Source organism: Candidatus Bathyarchaeia archaeon, assembly GCA_035935655.1.
In the GTDB taxonomy this organism is placed as follows: domain Archaea; phylum Thermoproteota; class Bathyarchaeia; order 40CM-2-53-6; family 40CM-2-53-6; genus 40CM-2-53-6.
The window spans coordinates 56,205-72,183 of the sequence record DASYWW010000012.1; the positions used below are offsets into that span (position 1 = coordinate 56,205).

Annotated in this window: 16 protein-coding genes and 1 pseudogene; 6 read left to right on the forward strand and 11 right to left on the reverse strand. The window is 52.7% G+C overall.

Going from position 1 to position 15,979, the window contains the following annotated elements:
• Window positions 1-466: 466 nt before the first annotated feature.
• Window positions 467-973 carry a hypothetical protein gene (locus VGS11_01295; GenBank protein ID HEV2118733.1) on the reverse strand — a complete coding sequence of 169 codons (507 nt, stop codon included), beginning with the start codon at window positions 971-973 and terminating at the stop codon, window positions 467-469.
• A 190-nt stretch (window positions 974-1,163) separates the two neighbouring features.
• Between VGS11_01295 and VGS11_01300 the strand changes: the two genes are divergently transcribed.
• Together VGS11_01300 and VGS11_01305 are read left to right on the forward strand one after the other, a co-directional pair.
• Window positions 1,164-1,979, forward strand: a complete 816-nt coding sequence (locus VGS11_01300; protein HEV2118734.1) for a hypothetical protein — start codon at window positions 1,164-1,166, stop codon at window positions 1,977-1,979.
• Window positions 1,980-2,046: 67 nt separating this feature from the next.
• Window positions 2,047-2,355: a hypothetical protein gene (locus tag VGS11_01305; protein HEV2118735.1), complete on the forward strand. Its 309-nt coding sequence runs from the start codon at window positions 2,047-2,049 to the stop codon at window positions 2,353-2,355.
• A gap of 46 nt (window positions 2,356-2,401) precedes the next feature.
• On the opposite strand, the gene VGS11_01310 is transcribed toward VGS11_01305, so the two are convergent.
• Window positions 2,402-4,417 carry an ABC transporter substrate-binding protein gene (locus VGS11_01310; GenBank protein ID HEV2118736.1) on the reverse strand — a complete coding sequence of 672 codons (2,016 nt, stop codon included), beginning with the start codon at window positions 4,415-4,417 and terminating at the stop codon, window positions 2,402-2,404.
• Window positions 4,418-4,633: 216 nt separating this feature from the next.
• Between VGS11_01310 and VGS11_01315 the strand changes: the two genes are divergently transcribed.
• Genes VGS11_01315 through VGS11_01330 form a run of 4 tightly spaced genes read left to right on the forward strand, consistent with a single transcriptional unit; the run spans window position 4,634 to window position 8,580 of the window.
• Window positions 4,634-5,605, forward strand: a complete 972-nt coding sequence (locus VGS11_01315; protein ID HEV2118737.1) for an ABC transporter permease — start codon at window positions 4,634-4,636, stop codon at window positions 5,603-5,605.
• Window positions 5,606-5,611: 6 nt separating this feature from the next.
• Window positions 5,612-6,556 carry an ABC transporter permease gene (locus VGS11_01320; GenBank protein ID HEV2118738.1) on the forward strand — a complete coding sequence of 315 codons (945 nt, stop codon included), beginning with the start codon at window positions 5,612-5,614 and terminating at the stop codon, window positions 6,554-6,556.
• Window positions 6,557-6,570: 14 nt separating this feature from the next.
• Entirely contained in the window at window positions 6,571-7,566 is a 996-nt protein-coding gene (locus VGS11_01325; protein HEV2118739.1) for an ABC transporter ATP-binding protein, read from the forward strand.
• A 6-nt stretch (window positions 7,567-7,572) separates the two neighbouring features.
• A complete protein-coding gene (locus tag VGS11_01330) occupies window positions 7,573-8,580 on the forward strand; it encodes an ABC transporter ATP-binding protein (GenBank protein ID HEV2118740.1) in 1,008 nt (335 codons plus the stop codon).
• A gap of 430 nt (window positions 8,581-9,010) precedes the next feature.
• Here VGS11_01330 and VGS11_01335 read toward each other — a convergent pair whose 3' ends face one another.
• From VGS11_01335 to rrp4, 9 genes and pseudogenes are all read right to left on the reverse strand, one after another.
• Window positions 9,011-9,787: an energy-coupling factor transporter transmembrane component T gene (locus VGS11_01335; GenBank protein ID HEV2118741.1), complete on the reverse strand. Its 777-nt coding sequence runs from the start codon at window positions 9,785-9,787 to the stop codon at window positions 9,011-9,013.
• The gene (locus VGS11_01340; GenBank protein HEV2118742.1) at window positions 9,768-10,604 is read right to left on the reverse strand and encodes an ABC transporter ATP-binding protein; all 837 of its coding nucleotides are present in this window, start codon (window positions 10,602-10,604) and stop codon (window positions 9,768-9,770) included. The genes VGS11_01335 and VGS11_01340 overlap by 20 nt, the downstream gene beginning before the upstream one ends.
• A gap of 2 nt (window positions 10,605-10,606) precedes the next feature.
• A complete protein-coding gene (locus VGS11_01345; GenBank protein HEV2118743.1) occupies window positions 10,607-11,473 on the reverse strand; it encodes an ATP-binding cassette domain-containing protein in 867 nt (288 codons plus the stop codon).
• A gap of 59 nt (window positions 11,474-11,532) precedes the next feature.
• Complete coding sequence (locus tag VGS11_01350) at window positions 11,533-12,564, reverse strand: DHH family phosphoesterase (GenBank protein ID HEV2118744.1); 1,032 nt, start codon at window positions 12,562-12,564, stop codon at window positions 11,533-11,535.
• 10 nt (window positions 12,565-12,574) lie between these two features.
• Window positions 12,575-12,943: a prefoldin subunit beta gene (locus VGS11_01355; GenBank protein HEV2118745.1), complete on the reverse strand. Its 369-nt coding sequence runs from the start codon at window positions 12,941-12,943 to the stop codon at window positions 12,575-12,577.
• Between the two features lie 525 nt (window positions 12,944-13,468).
• Window positions 13,469-13,705, reverse strand: a pseudogene (locus tag VGS11_01360) (50S ribosomal protein L37ae).
• The gene (gene rrp42 / locus VGS11_01365) at window positions 13,702-14,520 is read right to left on the reverse strand and encodes an exosome complex protein Rrp42 (GenBank protein HEV2118746.1); all 819 of its coding nucleotides are present in this window, start codon (window positions 14,518-14,520) and stop codon (window positions 13,702-13,704) included. The pseudogene VGS11_01360 and the gene rrp42 overlap by 4 nt, the downstream one beginning before the upstream one ends.
• Window positions 14,520-15,287, reverse strand: coding sequence for an exosome complex exonuclease Rrp41 (gene rrp41 / locus VGS11_01370; GenBank protein HEV2118747.1), 768 nt, complete (start codon window positions 15,285-15,287; stop codon window positions 14,520-14,522). Before rrp41 ends, rrp42 begins: the two co-directional genes overlap by 1 nt.
• A complete protein-coding gene (gene rrp4, locus VGS11_01375; protein HEV2118748.1) occupies window positions 15,265-15,978 on the reverse strand; it encodes an exosome complex RNA-binding protein Rrp4 in 714 nt (237 codons plus the stop codon). Before rrp4 ends, rrp41 begins: the two co-directional genes overlap by 23 nt.
• Window position 15,979: the final 1 nt, after the last annotated feature.

Below are 15,979 nucleotides of genomic sequence, written 5' to 3' on the forward strand. Positions count from 1 at the left end.
GCCGGAGTGCGGAAAGAGAATTCTTCGCCGCCCCGTCCGATCAGGCCAGATCTCGGCGTACTCGGACGCAAATGGGCGCTACTCATCCTTGCGGATGTTGGCTTGAGACGGGTTGACCGTTTCAGCGGTCTCCTCCGTTCAAACCCTCAACTTAACCCGAGAGTCCTGAGCAGGAGACTTCGAGAGCTAGAAGAAACCGGTCTGATCGAGAGAATAGAGAAGAATAATGCATCCAGACCTGTCGTTCGGGGGGTATGACGGAAAAAGGAATCGACATACTTCCTGCAATCTTTAGACTCATCGTGTTTGGGGCTAGGTGGCATGCCGAGAATCCTTTCCACGGAAAGCTTCCGAGAAGGCTCCCCGAGTCGTCACGGTCTCCTGGCAACAGACAGAGATCTGAATAGTTGGAGCTGAAAGGAGGCCCCCCTTTGGGGCGGCGAGACGATCTAGTAGTCTGTTTGGTCTACGGTACTTTCCAGACCAGGTCGAAGCCCTTTGGTGATTGAGTTGTGAACGTTGAAGATCCTGCACTCTTTACTGCCGCGTCTATGGTCACGGTCAATCGGTAGGTGCCCGATGCTCTTTGTCCCTGGTCGACTGAGATGTAGATGGTGTGTGTCCGGTTTCCGAGAGCGACTCCGCTCAGTGTCTGCATCGGCAGCGAACTACCACCACTTGGAGTGCTGAATACGAGAGTAATGTTGATGTTCGCTTGACCCGCGCTGGCATTGACCTTGTTCTCGCTGGTGCGGAACCACCCTCCTGGCCGCGTGAAGTAATAGTATTCGTAGGCAGTCACACTGGATGTTGTATTTGAGGGATGATCAAAGGAAAGGGAACCCGTAGTCTCATTGAATGTAACCTTGGTTAAGGGCACGGTTACGTTGCCCGCGAAGGCTACCGGGGCCAACAATACAGCCGCTACGGCGATTACTACTACAACTATTATTCCCATAATCTGTTTTTTCATTGTGTAAAAGTGCCTCCTACACGTTCCTATCTGTGGGTTCTGGAAGCTATAGGGTTTGCTAACAAACCCGAATGGCTTGAACGAGCACCACCAGGGGATCCAAGATGGGGTAGTTCCGTCTTCGCATCGTTCTCAAACGGCTTGGCCTTTATCAGCGAGGACGACTCATTCTTAATGGGGGCAGAATTTCTTGGCCGAAGAGCGGCGTACTGCCAGTATCGTCAAAGATCTCGTCTTCATAGCCACGCCCCTCTTTGCAACTGTGGTGGCGGCCGCTGTAGTGTTGTCCGGAAGAGCCGCGGGTTTCTCCACGAAAATCGGGACAGGAGGCTACGACATCGTCACCGGTGTCCTGTTATCGTCCATACTAATTTCTGGTCTCGTTTATGGGCTGAGACGTCGTCCAGAGCAACTTGTACGGGTTGTCGTCGCGTGCATTATGCTTGCTGGCACAACGTCTGGTCTGGTCTTGTTCAAAGTTTGGTTTGAATTAACTGGTGCAGCCCCGATACTGTTCCTTAGTGCGGTTCCTCTGGGGTACTTGGGAATTCGTTGGTCGATCAAAGCATACTATGGGTCGTTGCCCCGCAGAAAGTCGAATCTCCTCGTTATTGCGTCGGCTACACTCTTGGGAGCTCTCATCGGCACTTCACTTTCTCCGTTGTTTACAATCACTTTTCTTGGAACACTGGCGCTAATGGACTTTCTCGCTGTGGAAACGAATGTAATGACCCGTCTGATTGGCCCGCAAAAATATCGCGAAGTGCTCTCCTTGACAACTTTTCCGCTGGAAACATCACTAGTCGGGCTTGGCGACTTTCTTGCATACTCTATGCTCGTGGCAACATCATTCCAGCTTAGTGGACTCGTCGGGTCCATCGAAACCATAGCCTTTGTTCTGTGCGGCGCCCTGATCACCCTCCAGATTACTCGGCTAAGGTCCAAAACCGCCGGGCTCGTAATCCCCATTAGTCTCGGAATGATACCAGTGATTCTAGGCCTCTAACGCAATGAACGACTCAAGGTCTGCCATTCTCGGGTCCTGTAGGGGGAGCAGCCGGATTCTGCGCTATATGACAAAGCCTGTTCTCGGCGCGCTCATTATTCTGCTCGTGGACACACTGGGTCTACGGATTGGTATCGGATTCATTTCTCGAAACACCCTGATCTTGGTTTTGTTGCTCGAAGGAGGCATTGGTCTCCTTTCCGGAGTCGGCATTGCGTTGTCCTCAACTCCTTCGATATCGAGAATAGGTCACGCGACGATCGGAACGGCCCCCTGGTCGAGAGACGCGGAGAAAAACGCTGAGAGAGTCGGACTAAAGTGGATGGTAACAGCCTCACTACTAGCCCTCATAGGATTCGCCCTATCCATCGCGTGATGGATAGGCGAGTCTAAGAAAACTTGGCTTCAGACTTCGGCGACACTTATGGGCTTGTGGCCGGAGGTGCCGAGCCCGACCCCGGGGGCGCGATGCTTGCTGTTCGACGCCTGACTCTCAGAACGTAGACAGCAGCAACGGCTACTGCTGCCACCACGACAGCCACGATTATGTAGACTCCATACGCATCGATGAAGCTTGTGCCATAAGTCGGGGAGTAGCCAGCGGATTGCAATAGTTGTCCGGCTTTTGTAAGATTGTACGCATATGGTTGCAATGTCGGGTTGAAGCCCTGCGTCACCGCGGCGCCCGTCTTGTAGTTACCAATGATTGGCGTAGTGATTGCGGCGACACCAGCGCCGTTTAGCAGGCTGGTGATTATCTGATCTCTGGGCGTAGCGTAACTGATGGCTTGACGAATCCATCTTGCGGCATTGGCTGCAGCTGTTTTGTTACCCGAATACTGCTGTGCGTAAGGCGTACCGGTGCCTGTGCCGATAATCGGGTGTTGCATGTTAACCCCCATCTCTTGTACACCGAAGGCGTCGTAGGATGTTTGCTTGCTGGCCCCCCAACCGGTTAGGAAGCTCTGCTGAGTTTCCAAGTGGTACTGGCTATCCAGAAAGTCGACCTCGTGGTTTGTGAGGGCTGTGATCGCGGCGTCGCTTCCGACGATGGTTCTTACATAGTAATCTTTGACCCTAAACTGGTTCTTGGCAAGAAGAGCAGCCCTGCCCCAATCGCTGAAATCGAAATAGTTATCGTTTCGAACCAAGTGAGAAGTGCTGGTTGCCGCATTGTAGCTTACCCACTTGTATGGACCCGTGCCCACTGGCGTCGGTGTCCCGGCGGTCCCCGTATCAGGGTGGTTGAATAGGCTGTTGGTTATTTTGGAGTAGTCGGTTCCGAAAGCAGGCTGTAGGACATGTTTCGGTAGAATGGCTGTTGTCAAGATGTTCTGTACGAAGAATGCGTAAGGTGCTGGCAGAGTGAATCTTACAGATAGTGGGCCGGTGATGGTTACGTTATTCTTTCCGCCGACGATGCTCTTAACGAATGATTCCGTCTGCGCACCAAAAGTGTCATTCTGGTAGAGATCGTAAGTGAATTTAACATCGTCGGAGGTGAACGGTTGTCCATCGTGCCAAGTCACGCCCGACCGAAGATTCACGTCCCAGGTCTTTCCATCGGGACTCACTGACCAGCCCGGTGCTGCGGGTGTGCCGGCTGCCAGGGCGGGAATCATGGCTTGGCCCGTGTTGGGAACTGTGTCATTTCTCAATGATAGCCCACTGAATAGTTCACCGGAGATAGCGAGGTCATAGTAGGAGGTACTGAGTTCTGGGACAACTCCTTCCCCGGGGGCTTGTCCGGTTTCTGCCAAGATGAACTGTGATGTGTTCGTAGCATTTGTTAGGTGTTCTATCGGTGGCCACGCTGGAAAGTGGTATGTCTGGAATACCTGTTGAGCGTTAGAATAGTCGCTGTCAAACGCGACTATTTCATGCGTGTAGAGCAAGGGAATCGATGGAAGCTCGTTGTAAGCTAAGACCTGCCACTGTTTGACCAGGTTGTTGCGTGCAGTAGCGTCAAGTGTAGTTTTGATCTGATTGGTTAGGTTGTCGTTCTGAGTGTTATTCCATAGGTAGTAATTTTGACCCGCTGGAGGAAATTGGCTGCTGTGGTAGAGCCCATAGGGATCCGGATCAATTAGTAAGTTGTAGCCGACGAACAGAATGTCGAAGCCACCTTGATCAAAAGTCTTTCCGACAATGCTTGTTGGCGGACTCAACGCCCTTGCGTATATGTTGGGACTGAAGGGAAGCTCAACCCTGGACACGTCCATTCCGAGGCATTGAAGACTGTTCTGGATTATGGCTGCCCAAGCGCGTCTGGCGGGGTTGGAAGTTGGGACTAAGAGGGTGACATGCAGTCTAGGACTGAGTCCTGTGGCGCAACCGGCCCCTTTTACTTCTACCGTGGATAGGGGGCCGAGAACCATGAATACGGACAAAACTACGATTAGAACCGCTAGGCTCCGGACTGTTAGGTCGCGTCGCATGCCTCTAAAATGGTCCAATCAAGCGTATATTGCTTATGCCGACAACAATAGTGGGTAGATTCTCCCCTTTTTCTAGAAGCTGAGCAGATTACGATATTCCTAATAGAGAACCGACTAAGTCTAGGAGTTAGGAAGCTAAATGCGGTTGCTGGCCTCTGTAGAAGTGAAATCGTCCTGAGAATGATGCAAAGAGAGAGACCAGAGAGCAGAGCTTAGTTGTCCGTAATCAAATATGTCGTAAGACGAGCATTATATCTGATTCCGGTATTCTTTGGAATAACTCTTCTCGTTTTCACCATTGAGAGATTGGCCGGGGATCCAGTCCAACTGTACACTGCCCTCAACCCTCACATTGATGAGGCGCAGAGGCAGGCACTTCGACACTTCCTTGGCCTCGACAAGCCGATATACCAACAGTATCTTCAATGGCTAACCCAGATTTTCACAGGTAACCTGGGATACTCCTACACCAGCGGTGTTGTTTCCACCCTTATCGCCCAGGAACTGTGGGCGACCCTCGAGTTACAGCTCCTAGGACTCGTTCTATCACTGGCGATAGCCATTCCAGTCGGTGTGCTTTCGGCGAGGAAAAGATATTCTTTCCTGGACGTATCTATTACCAGCTCCTCCCTGGTAGGGACCTCGATACCGATATTCTTCCTTGGCGTTGCTTTCATCCTGATTTTCGGCTATAACCTGCACTTGTTTCCGTCCGGAGGATTCGAGTCAACAACTCCAGACAAGTACCCGTACGGAAGCCTGCTCCTGGACCACCTTTGGCATCTCACTCTTCCTACCGCCGTGTATACATTCGCTCTACTTGCCCCAATAGTTCTACTAGTAAGATCGAGCATGCTCGAAGTGCTGAGACAAGACTACATCTTAGCTGGGCGCGCTAGTGGACTAAGCGAGCGGACTGTTATCTACAAACACGGGCTGAGAAACGCTCTCATCCCGATCGTAACTTACGTCGGGCTGTATTTTGGAGGTCTCATAGCTGGTGCACCGGTTACGGAGACCGTCTTCAACTGGCCTGGAGTTGGGAGACAATTTGTCACGTCAACAACTCAACTCGACTTTCCTGTGATTCAGGCAATAGTAGTGATAATCACGATCATGACGCTAATCGCCAATCTCATTACCGACATTGCATACGCATACATTGATCCAAGAATCCGGCTCGAGTGAGATCATATGACAGAACAGTCCATGATGCCCACTTCCACAGGGGAAAGGGCCCAGCGGAGTCGGGGAGTGAGCCAATGGGCTCTCGCGTGGCGACGGCTCAAAACCAACAGAGTTGCCATTGTGGGGCTCGGAATCGTAGGCATATTCGCCGTTATGGCGGCATTTGACAGACTCGTTGCGCTGTATCCTCCTCAGTGTCTCGTTGGCCTGAGCCCAAGTTGCCCATCACCCGCATACGCTTCCAATGCTCCTCCCAGTGCCGCTCATCCTTTTGGCACCGATCTTGCAGGGTATGATGTATACAGCGAGATCGTTTATGGTACGCGGGCGGCTTTCGTTATCGGACTCGGCGCAAGCGGTCTTGTTATGTTGATCGCGATTTCAATCGGGCTAGTCGCCGGCTACTTTGGAGGATGGATCGATAATGTTCTGATGAGATTTACCGAAGTCTTCCTCGTCATCCCTTTTTTCCTGCTGTTGCTTGTCTTCCTCCAGGTAACGATCAAGCTGGCACCGACGGCCACTGGTGGAATTTGGCTGGTCGTGTTCATTATCGGAGCATTCTCGTGGCCTGGAGCCGCTAGGATAATACGCTCTGAAGTGTTGCGGGTGCGGGAGTTTGAGTACATCTCAGCTTCACGCCAGATAGGGGCCTCATCGTTCCGAATACTCCTTCGCCACCTCTTTCCAAACGTTCTTCACATCGTGATCGTGCTCGGGACTCTACAAATTGCAGGTTCTATCCTAACGGAGGCCGCGGTGAGTTTCCTCGGATTTGGTGCTCCCAATTCCAACACGTGGGGCCAACAAATGTACACCTCAGCAGGTTTCATAGAACAGGCATGGTGGGGAACCTTGTTCCCAGCAATATTCGTCACACTCATGGTAATGGGATTCAACCTCCTCGGCAATGGTCTGAGGGATGCCCTAGATCCTAGGCTTAGGGAATAGTGGAAACCTCCACATTGACCGACTGTATCTTACGCGTTGAGAACCTGAGGACGTATTTTTTCACCTACGCCGGGATTGTCAAAGCAGTGGACGACATAAGCCTCGACGTTAGCAAGGGAGAGACCTTGGGCGTTGTTGGTGAATCTGGTTCCGGAAAGACAGTTACCGCCCAATCGATCTTGAGAATTGTTCCATCGCCGGGAAAGATCGTGGATGGGACGATAGAGTTCGAGGGAAAGAACCTCCTAAAGTTGGGGGAAAAACAGATGCAGAAAATCCGCGGAAAGGAAATAGCGTATGTCCCTCAAGATCCCACTACAACTCTCGACCCCGTTTACAGGGTAGGGGAACAGTTGTCTGAGGTAATAATGCGGCATCATATTATTTCCAAGAGAGATGCTCTCGCTAAGGCCACCGACCTGCTCCGTAACGTCGAGATCTCGGACCCGGAAATCAGGATCAATCAGTATCCTCACGAGTTGAGTGGTGGAACTAAGCAGCGAGTAGCAATTGCAAGGGCCCTTGCCGGTGACCCTGCACTAATCCTAGCAGATGAGCCTACGACCGCGCTTGATGTAACGATCCAGGCCCAAATCCTCGACCTTCTCAAGGAACTGAAGAACCGGCTCAAAGTGGCAATGGTTCTGATCACACACGACATGGGAATAGTCGCAGATGTATGTGACAGAGTGACCGTTCTATACGCAGGACAAGTGTGCGAGTCAGGAACCGTCGAACAAGTGTTCGAGAAGCCAAAGCATCCCTACACCCAAGCGTTACTGACATCTGTTCCAAACCTTGCCTTAAGAAAGGAAAAACTGTCCGTTATTCCAGGAAACGTTCCCAACCTGATCGAGCCTCCATCAGGATGTAGGTTCAACCCTCGCTGCGCATATGCCCAGCAAATTTGCATCGACAAAGTTCCAGAGCTAGAATCGATAGGGGAAGGAAGACTGGCTCACTGTCATAGATGGAAAGAGCTTGATCTGAAATCCCCGGTTGCGAGCTGACCCCCCATGGCCGAAACGGTACTCGAAGTTAGCGAGCTAACGAAACATTTCCCGGTTTACGAGAGAGGAGTAATACTAAGACGGAAACTTGGAGATGTTCACGCAGTCGACCAAGTCTCCTTCGGCATCAAGAAGAATGAGACCTTTGGGCTAGTCGGAGAAAGCGGTTGCGGTAAGACCACGATTGCAAAATGCATTCTATACCTAGAGCCTCCTACATCAGGGAATATTTTCTTCAACGGAAAAAATATCACAGACATTTTCAAGAAAGGAAGGAAAGTCCAGGTTCTCGCTCTTAGACGTCAGATGCAGTACATCTTCCAGAACCCGTACTCGTCTCTCGACCCCAGAATGACCGTAGCGGATATCATCATGGAACCGTTAGAGGTGCACAAGCATATTCCACGCAGCCATTGGCAGGACAGAATGTACGAGCTTCTGAGAATGGTAGGCTTGGAAGATTACCATGCGGAGAGATATCCGCATGAGTTCAGTGGGGGTCAGAGACAGAGAGTCTGCATAGCGCGAGCTCTGGCAGTCGACCCGCAGTTCATTGCAGCGGATGAACCTGTCGCGTCCCTCGACGTCTCGGTCCGTGCGCAGATTCTGAACCTGCTTCAAGAACTTCAGCAAAGCCTCGGGATAACATATCTCTACATTTCACACGATCTAAGTACTGTACGACACATCTGTCATCGAGTGGCGGTCATGTATCTCGGAAAGATAGTGGAGATAGCCGAGACAGACGAACTATTCGAGAACCCCCTACATCCATATACCGTAGCGCTGCTATCGGCGATTCCGATACCAGACCCAAAGAAGAAGACTCACAGAATTATTCTGCCTGGGGAGGTGCCAAGCCCTGTTAATCCGCCTCCCGCATGCCGGTTTCATCCTCGCTGCCCAAGACGCATCGATATTTGCTCGAAGGTAGAGCCACCACTGTTGGAGGTTCAACCGGGACACTGGCTCGCATGCCACAACCCATGGCCTTCCCGAAGGCTCGCTTCGTAGACGCTGAAGAAACGCTTCTCACCTACTCGCAGCCATCACGCCACTTTTTCTTCTCCAGCTACGATCTAGGCCGAGCCATCAAGCGATCCCCGGATGGTCAATTTCTGACGCCCCCGCACCACGAAGCATAAGCCACGGAGCAGAATCGCCCAATTTCAGCCCTGATTTGCGATCTGAAACATCCCCTGGATCTCGACTGAAAATCGTTCGTGAACCGCTCGATAGAGCAGGCAAACTCAATAGTCATTCAAGCCCAGACTACGCCCTGACCTGCCTAACTCGCCCATTGTCCCTGCCAGACAGGAAATCTTCTGATCAAAAAGGGGGGTACTAGCGAGTACATCTCGCGACGCAAGACCCGGAGGTCCGGGAAGCCCAATCTTCCGCCCCGCTCTTCGAGGCGACAGTTTGACCCGCGCCGTTAGATTCCTTAGATAGTCGGGATCTTGTAGTGGAAGAAGACCCAGAAGGATAGGACTATTCCGGCCAGGGATATTCCCAGCAAGAGATAGTCAACGAGCTTGAATTTGAGTTCGAAGAGCGAGGTCCGCCCCTCTTTTCCCGGAAACCCGCGTGCCTCGAGCGCTTCAGCCAGTTCGAGACTCCTCCTTATCGCGATCAACAATAACGGAATCAGGATCGGAATGTAATTCCGGACCCGTTTCAACAAGTTCCCTTTATCGAGCTCAAGTCCTCTTGACCGTTGGGCATCAACTACCGTCTGTGCGTCAACTGCCATGGTAGGCACCAGCCTGACTGCGGTTGTGAAGGTGAACGATAACGCGTTCGGGTATCCAAGCCATCGTCGTGAGAGCCATCGGATGAAGCTGACCTTGTCAATCGCCAACCCAAGATCGTCTGGAGAGGTGGTCATGAAGAAGAAGCTGAAGGTCGTCATCAACAGCAGAAATCGTAAAGTAAGGGCTATGGCGTTCGCCAAAGGTCCTGTGAAGTAGTTCACGACAAAGATCAAGGCTGAAAGGAATATGCCTGCTCGGAGAGATTGGACCCATCTCTTGGTCACGCGGCCTATGATGAGCAACGGGACTTGCACCAGCAATAGTCCTGTTAGGAGGTAGATGTTGGTGAAAAGAAGCGAGGGCACGATTATCCCTATCACCAAGAGGAATTTTGCTCTCGGGTCCAGCCTGTGAACCGGGGTCTTGAGGCTTGAGAACTTGAATCCATTAAGAACTCTGAGCGACACGAATCTTCACCTCCGACAATTTCTCCTCCAGTAGCATCTTCGCCCTGTGAACATCCACAACATCTCTTGGAAAGCCAAAACCGTCTAGCTGGCTGAACAGCTTGGCCATCTGCGGCTTCACCAGCGATGCCTTCTCGATGAGACCGTCATCAGACAGGACCTCGTCCGCCCGGCCCTGCGCCACAATCTTTCCCTTTGCCATGAGGACTACCTTCGGGTTGGACTCTGCCACGAACTCCACATCATGAGTCACCATCACAACGGCCTTCCCTTGGGAGTTGAGCTGCAGGATGAAGTTGCGCAATCGTTCTTTCTGCTGGTAGTCCTGTCCTATCGTCGGCTCATCCAAGATCAGGTAATCTGGCTCCCACGCTAAGACTGCGGCCAAGGCCACCCTCTTCCTCTCCCCCCCGCTCAACAAGAACGGAGAAGTTTCCGAGTAATGCGTGAGATCAAGCGCCTCGAGGGTCCGGGCCACCTGCTTCGTGACCACGCCGGGCTCGAAGCCGAAGTTCTTCAGAGCAAACCCAACCTCCTCCCTTACAGTTTCAGAGAAGAGCAGATGATCAGGATTCTGGAACACGATCCCAACTTTTCTAGACAGTTGAGCAACACTCTTCTTCGTGGTATCGTCTCCGTCGACCGTGACCCTTCCGAAAGTTGGCTTCAATAAGCCATTCAATTGCTTCGCCAACGTCGTCTTCCCCGCACCATTCTCCCCCATGATCGCTAGAAATTCTCCACTGTCGATCTTCAGATCAACAAAGTCAAGTGCCAGTTGACCTGACGGGTACGTGAAGGAGACCTGCTCGACCAAGATCAGTTGCGAAGCCTCTTCGACAGCATCTTAACCGCTGACTCGACGTGAGTGGGAAGACGTTCAGAGACGAGTCCATCTCTCCTCAACATTGACCAGAGAAGGGTCACCTTTGGGAGACCGATCCCCAGCCCACTCAACCGATCAAATTCGGAATCGAGAACGTCCTCGACCTTACCATCTGCCGCGATCTTCCCATGATCCATAACCACGATTCGCTCCGCGTACCTCCCGACCAGATCCAATCGGTGCTCAACAACGATAACCGTGATCCCGTTCTCTCTCCGGAGACGGTCCACAGCAGCCATAACCTCCTCAGCTGTGCGCGGATCGAGAAATGACGTCGGCTCGTCTAGAACGATCACGCTCGGTTTCATGGCCAAAACCCCTGCTAAGGCGACGCGCTGTTGCTGGCCTCCTGACAATTCGTAAGGCGCCAAATCCTTGAGCGCAACCGTCCCAGCTGCATCCATCGCCCAATCAACCCGATCTCGAATCTCCTCCCTCGTAAGACCCAAGTTCTCCGGTCCAAAGGCAACATCGTTCTCAACCGTCAATGCGAAAAGCTGGTTCTCAGGATTCTGGAAAACATAACCGACCTTCCGCGAAAGCTCACTAGTCGTCTCAGCCGCAACACTAACCCCATCGACCAAGAGCTCCCCAGACATCTCTCCAGGGTGAAAGTTCGGAATCAAACCGTTGAGACAACGGCAGAGAGTAGTCTTCCCGCAACCGCTCGGACCAGTAAGGAGCAGAAACTCTCCCCGGCCGACGACGATATTGATATCGTCGAGCGCTTTCGAGGTTGAGCCAGCGTATTGGAAGCCTAGGCCCCGGGCGGCAATGATTTCTTCCTGAGTCCCAGCCAAGTCTCCTACTCACTCTTGAGTTACTACTCTATAATGGTAGAATCAGCGTCCGCGCTATTTTAGGTCTGAAGGGGACCGATAGACTCCTTGAGACGATTCAGACAAGCGATCAGGACATCTTCCACAGTTCCCGGAGCTGTTAGTCCAGCGGCAGTAGGATGACCGCCACCAACTCCCCCCAACAGCTTCCCCAAAGGAATAGCCACATCTCTCGCCAGGTGCGCGCCTGTCTTCTCGTAGAAGTCTTCTGTCGCTCGCATGTTGACCCGTACCTTCTCCTTTACTTCACCCGCAACAAACGCCACGTGGGCTCCCAGTGTCAGAAAGGCTCGTGCCGCTGAAGACTGGTACGAGCCAAGCTGAGACGTAACTACGATCCAATTCCCCAGCATACTGACACCGGACCGTTCTGCGGCTCTCAATCGGGCAACCCTCTCTGACCGGTTCATCGGCGAACTCAGCATCCCGGAGAGACGTCGCGGATCGGCTCCAGCTTTGACTAGCTTAGCCGCGACTTCAAAAGTGGACTCTCTAGCAAGCAGGAAGTGTTTTGTTTCCACAAAAAGCGCCGCCATCAAGGCAGTTGCCTCCACCTTCTCCAGTTGCTCTTTAGACGCCTCGAACAAATGGAAGACAACCTCAGCGGCTGCAGCGGCCGACTCGTCCACGATCATTTGACGCGCCAGTTTCACAGTGTCAGGATGCGGGTGATGATGATCAACCACAACTACTCCATGTTCCATTTTCAGTAGACTGCCGGACACGGCTCCAAGTTGATCTAAAGCATTCGTGTCGACAAGGATCGCTAGATCGGCATCAGACGGAATCTTCTGATCCGGCGTCGAAATGCCCAGGTTTTCCATCAACTGCCTAGTCGGAGCACTAATCCCTTCAGGACACGCGATTGTAGTCTTGGTTCCAGGCGCAAGCCTGTGCAGAAGAGCCTGGAGAGCGAAGGCCGAGCAGACTGCGTCCGGGTCGGCGTTTTGATGGCATAGGAGAACGACGTGTTCTGATGTGCGAGCAGAGGTTGAGAGTGAGCGGAGAAGTCCTTTCCAAGTCGTCTTGGTTTTACTTGGACTCGTCGACACGGGCCGGCTTTCAGCTGGCCGCAGGGCTTGCAGGTCGGAGCTTCTCCTGGAGCTTGGTCTGAAGCTCTTTCATCCTCTCTTTGGTCCGCTCTTCCTGTCTACCCAAGACGGTGATCCTCGTTCCGAGCAATTCCTTTCTCTCCTTCAATTCCGAAAGAACCGTCTGCCTGTCAGACTTCAACAAGAGGCTGCCCACGCTCTTGTAAACAGGAGTTTGATCGGTGATCTTCTCGAGCTCAGCGAGCGCCCTATCTGTCTCGGACAGCTCAATCTCTAGCTGCTGTTTCTGTGATGTTACTGCCTGTAAGGTCTGTTGTAGTTGTTGCAATCGGGCGAGCTGTTCTTGCAGCTGTGGTGGGAGCTCAACTTCTTCGCTCAAGTTTTCTACGCGCCGCTTGAAGGGGGAACTCGTCGCGTCCTATAAAAGGGTGCAACAACTTCGATCGCCCTCAGGCCAGCGGCGACGAATCGAAGGAAAGAATTCGACGCGGCTCGCAATGCTACGAGATCTTGAGCCTGAATGCGCAACGTGAGAACACTGCCACGAGCATCTAGTTGCGTCGAGGATCGGTAACCTGGAGTTTGTTTGGCTTCAGGTGCGACTGAAGATAATATTGTGTTGGCGATCTTCGGCGAGTCGAATGTAATGGATATCGTGATTTCTGATTCTTCATGCGTCGTCGGTTGGCTGGTCGGCTGGTTCGACGACCGCGACTCGGCCGGGCTGGGGGTCTTCGATGGGGCCTTCTGCAGCTTTCTTTTCGGCCTCAGGAGCTACAACCTTCTTCCTTCTGGTCCTCGTCTTCTTGATCTGGGGCGCCACCGTGACTGCGACTTTGGCGCCTGCGCGGAGGCTGTCGAGCTCCGTTGAAAGCGTTGATGGACTCATCAGGCCTCTTGTGGCCCTTGCGGCGATCTCGCCAAGCTTGGTCCGGGGCGTGTATGCTCCTCCCGCGAACTTGTATCCGCATTTTCTGCAGTGCCAGACGCCAACGCTCCATCTCTTGACGGTTCTGAACATGCATCTCGGACACTCGTGCTTTCCTCTAAGGCCTGTAACTATCTCTACGTACTGTCGTCGTGTGACTGTTCCGTATCGGGCGCTGAAGCCTCCGGCGAGTCCTATCTTCTTTCCCATCAGCCCTTCGCCGCGGCCAATATCTTTGCCCTGTTTTCAGCAGCCTTCTGAACGGCCAAGTGTACCACTGTTTTCAGTTCTTCTTGTGTGAAGCCTGATAGGCCTCCCTTTTGCATGGCGCAAATGTTGCCGTTCTTCTCGATCGTGACTGTCAGCCTCGCGTTCATGACCTGCTCCTCCTCAAGCACCGGGTCCACAACGATCGTCTTGCCAACCTTGGCGAAGGTGACAGCTATAGGATGGTTGTTGAGAGGTAGAGGATGAAGCCCTGGCTTGTAAACGACCTCGTCACCCTTCATTTCCGCCTTCAATAGCTTAGCGCTCGCAAGCGCGGCTAGAGCGGCCATGGAGGCTGCGTCAATGAGGTTGCCGTCGTGATCCAGAATGTAAATGTCGACGAAGACAACCTGGACTTTCTTGCCCTTCAAGAGGACCAGCGATTTCATGTCGACGGCCTTCGACTCTCTGATTCCCCTGTCGATAACGCGTGCCAGTTCGATCGCCTGCTCGCTTGGTGGTCCTGACTCGAACAGTGGAGATGCTAGCGGACCTAGCTCGGCATTTACGGTTAGGACTCCCTCATCCGGGGTGTCAGGAAAGGGTGTTCCTGTTTCTACTTTTACACCGACTAGAACCTTTGATTTTCCGAGGTGTACTTGGGCTGATCCGTTTGCTTTCTCTATCAGACCCACTTGTATGTGCAGCGGCCTGTAGCTGTCTGCGGTTCTTTCGTCTATCCTCTTTCCGTTTGCCACAAGATCGACGACTGTCTTTTGTTCGAGTTTCGCGACGGGTGGAAGTTGGGGGGTGAATGACACTAGGCTACTACCTCGGTTTCTTCTCTCTCCTCAGCAGCTTCCTTGATCACTAGATATTTCTTCTTCAGTGCCTCTTGCTGCATCCCGTGGATTGTCTTGCACGCATCAAGCGCCATCGTGAGTCCTTTTTCGAACTCGTTGGTTGTGAGGATTCCGTCCATTTGGAGGAGGGTCACTAGGTTTGCGTTGGGAACCCATGCGACTGGTAGGTCAGCTTCACCGTACTTGTCTTCCGCATCGGACAGGTCCAGAGCCATGTGTCCCTGAATCTTGCCAACTGCGCACGCCGCGACTAGCTCTTTCATCGGTATGCCTGCATCGGCTAATGCCAAGGACGCTGCGGTAATCCCAGCACATCGAGAGCCACCGTCGGACTGGAGGACCTCGATGAAGACGTCGATAGTTGTCCTCGGGTAGAGATCGGTAAGAACCACGGACTCAAGTGATTCTCGGATTACCTTGGAGAGTTCCATTTCTCGTCTAGAAGGGGCCGGATTCTTTCGCTCATCGACGGAGAACGGAGCCATGCGGTATCTGCATCTCAAGACTGCGCGGTCTGGAAGGGCGATGTGTTTCGGGTGAGCTTCTCTAGGTCCGTATACTCCGACGAGAATCTTGTTTTTCCCCTGTTCGATGTATGCGGATCCGTCGGCTTTGTCCAGTAATCCTACTTCGAGTTTTATCGGTCGTAACTGGTCTAGACGACGCCCGTCGATACGGATGCCTTTATCGTCTATCAGTTTTTCAGGCTGTTTGGGTTCTGGCAACTTCTCCTACCACGTTTGATTTTGCGATCATTTCTCTTATCCTGTCTGTTAGGCCTCTTGTATGGGCTTCACGTTCGACCATGTATATGGCTTCTACTGCGACCCTTTCGTTCTCAGGCGACTTGCCCCAGACCATAACCACGCCGTTTTGTCCTACGGTTATCTGGCAGCCGGTCTCTCTCTTCAGCATGCTGATCATGGAGCCTTTCCTCCCAATTAGCCGGGGTATCTTGGCAGCGGATATCTCTACCACTCTGCCTGTGGAGATTTTGCCCAGGCCCGGTCCCTTCACAGTAAGAAGAGGGTCTCTCGTTCTATCGAAGGCCAAAACTTGAGCCAAGACCATGTCTCCGACGTCGAATGACTCTGATAGATCTCTTCGCCTCGGTCCTCTCGGACCCGGCGTCTCAGAAGCGGGAAGCATTGCCTCGTACGGGGCGCGGATATCCACTGTCCACCCTGACAGCCCCACGTCGACGATTCTGCCGCCGACTAGATCTCCTACTCGGGGGAAATATCCACCCTTGAGTGGTACAACAGTGACTCTGTTGCCGTCTACTTCGAAGATTCCTATACACGCAGAATATATCCGGGTTCCTATCTTGAACGAGTTGTCGCCGAGCAAGTGCTCTCCCTCGGCGAGGAGTTCGCCAGGCGCGACTACTTGTTTTGGCTCTGCTGCGATTACCATC

What these genes read in the sequence shown, in the direction of transcription:
- VGS11_01295 (HEV2118733.1), bottom strand. Translation starts at nt 973, where the DNA reads ATGAAAAAACAGATTATGGGAATAATAGTTGTAGTAGTAATCGCCGTA.
- VGS11_01305 (HEV2118735.1), top strand. Translation starts at nt 2,047, where the DNA reads ATGACAAAGCCTGTTCTCGGCGCGCTCATTATTCTGCTCGTGGACACA.
- VGS11_01310 (HEV2118736.1), bottom strand. Translation starts at nt 4,417, where the DNA reads ATGCGACGCGACCTAACAGTCCGGAGCCTAGCGGTTCTAATCGTAGTT.
- VGS11_01320 (HEV2118738.1), top strand. Translation starts at nt 5,612, where the DNA reads ATGACAGAACAGTCCATGATGCCCACTTCCACAGGGGAAAGGGCCCAG.
- VGS11_01330 (HEV2118740.1), top strand. Translation starts at nt 7,573, where the DNA reads ATGGCCGAAACGGTACTCGAAGTTAGCGAGCTAACGAAACATTTCCCG.
- rrp4 (HEV2118748.1), bottom strand. Translation starts at nt 15,978, where the DNA reads ATGGTAATCGCAGCAGAGCCAAAACAAGTAGTCGCGCCTGGCGAACTC.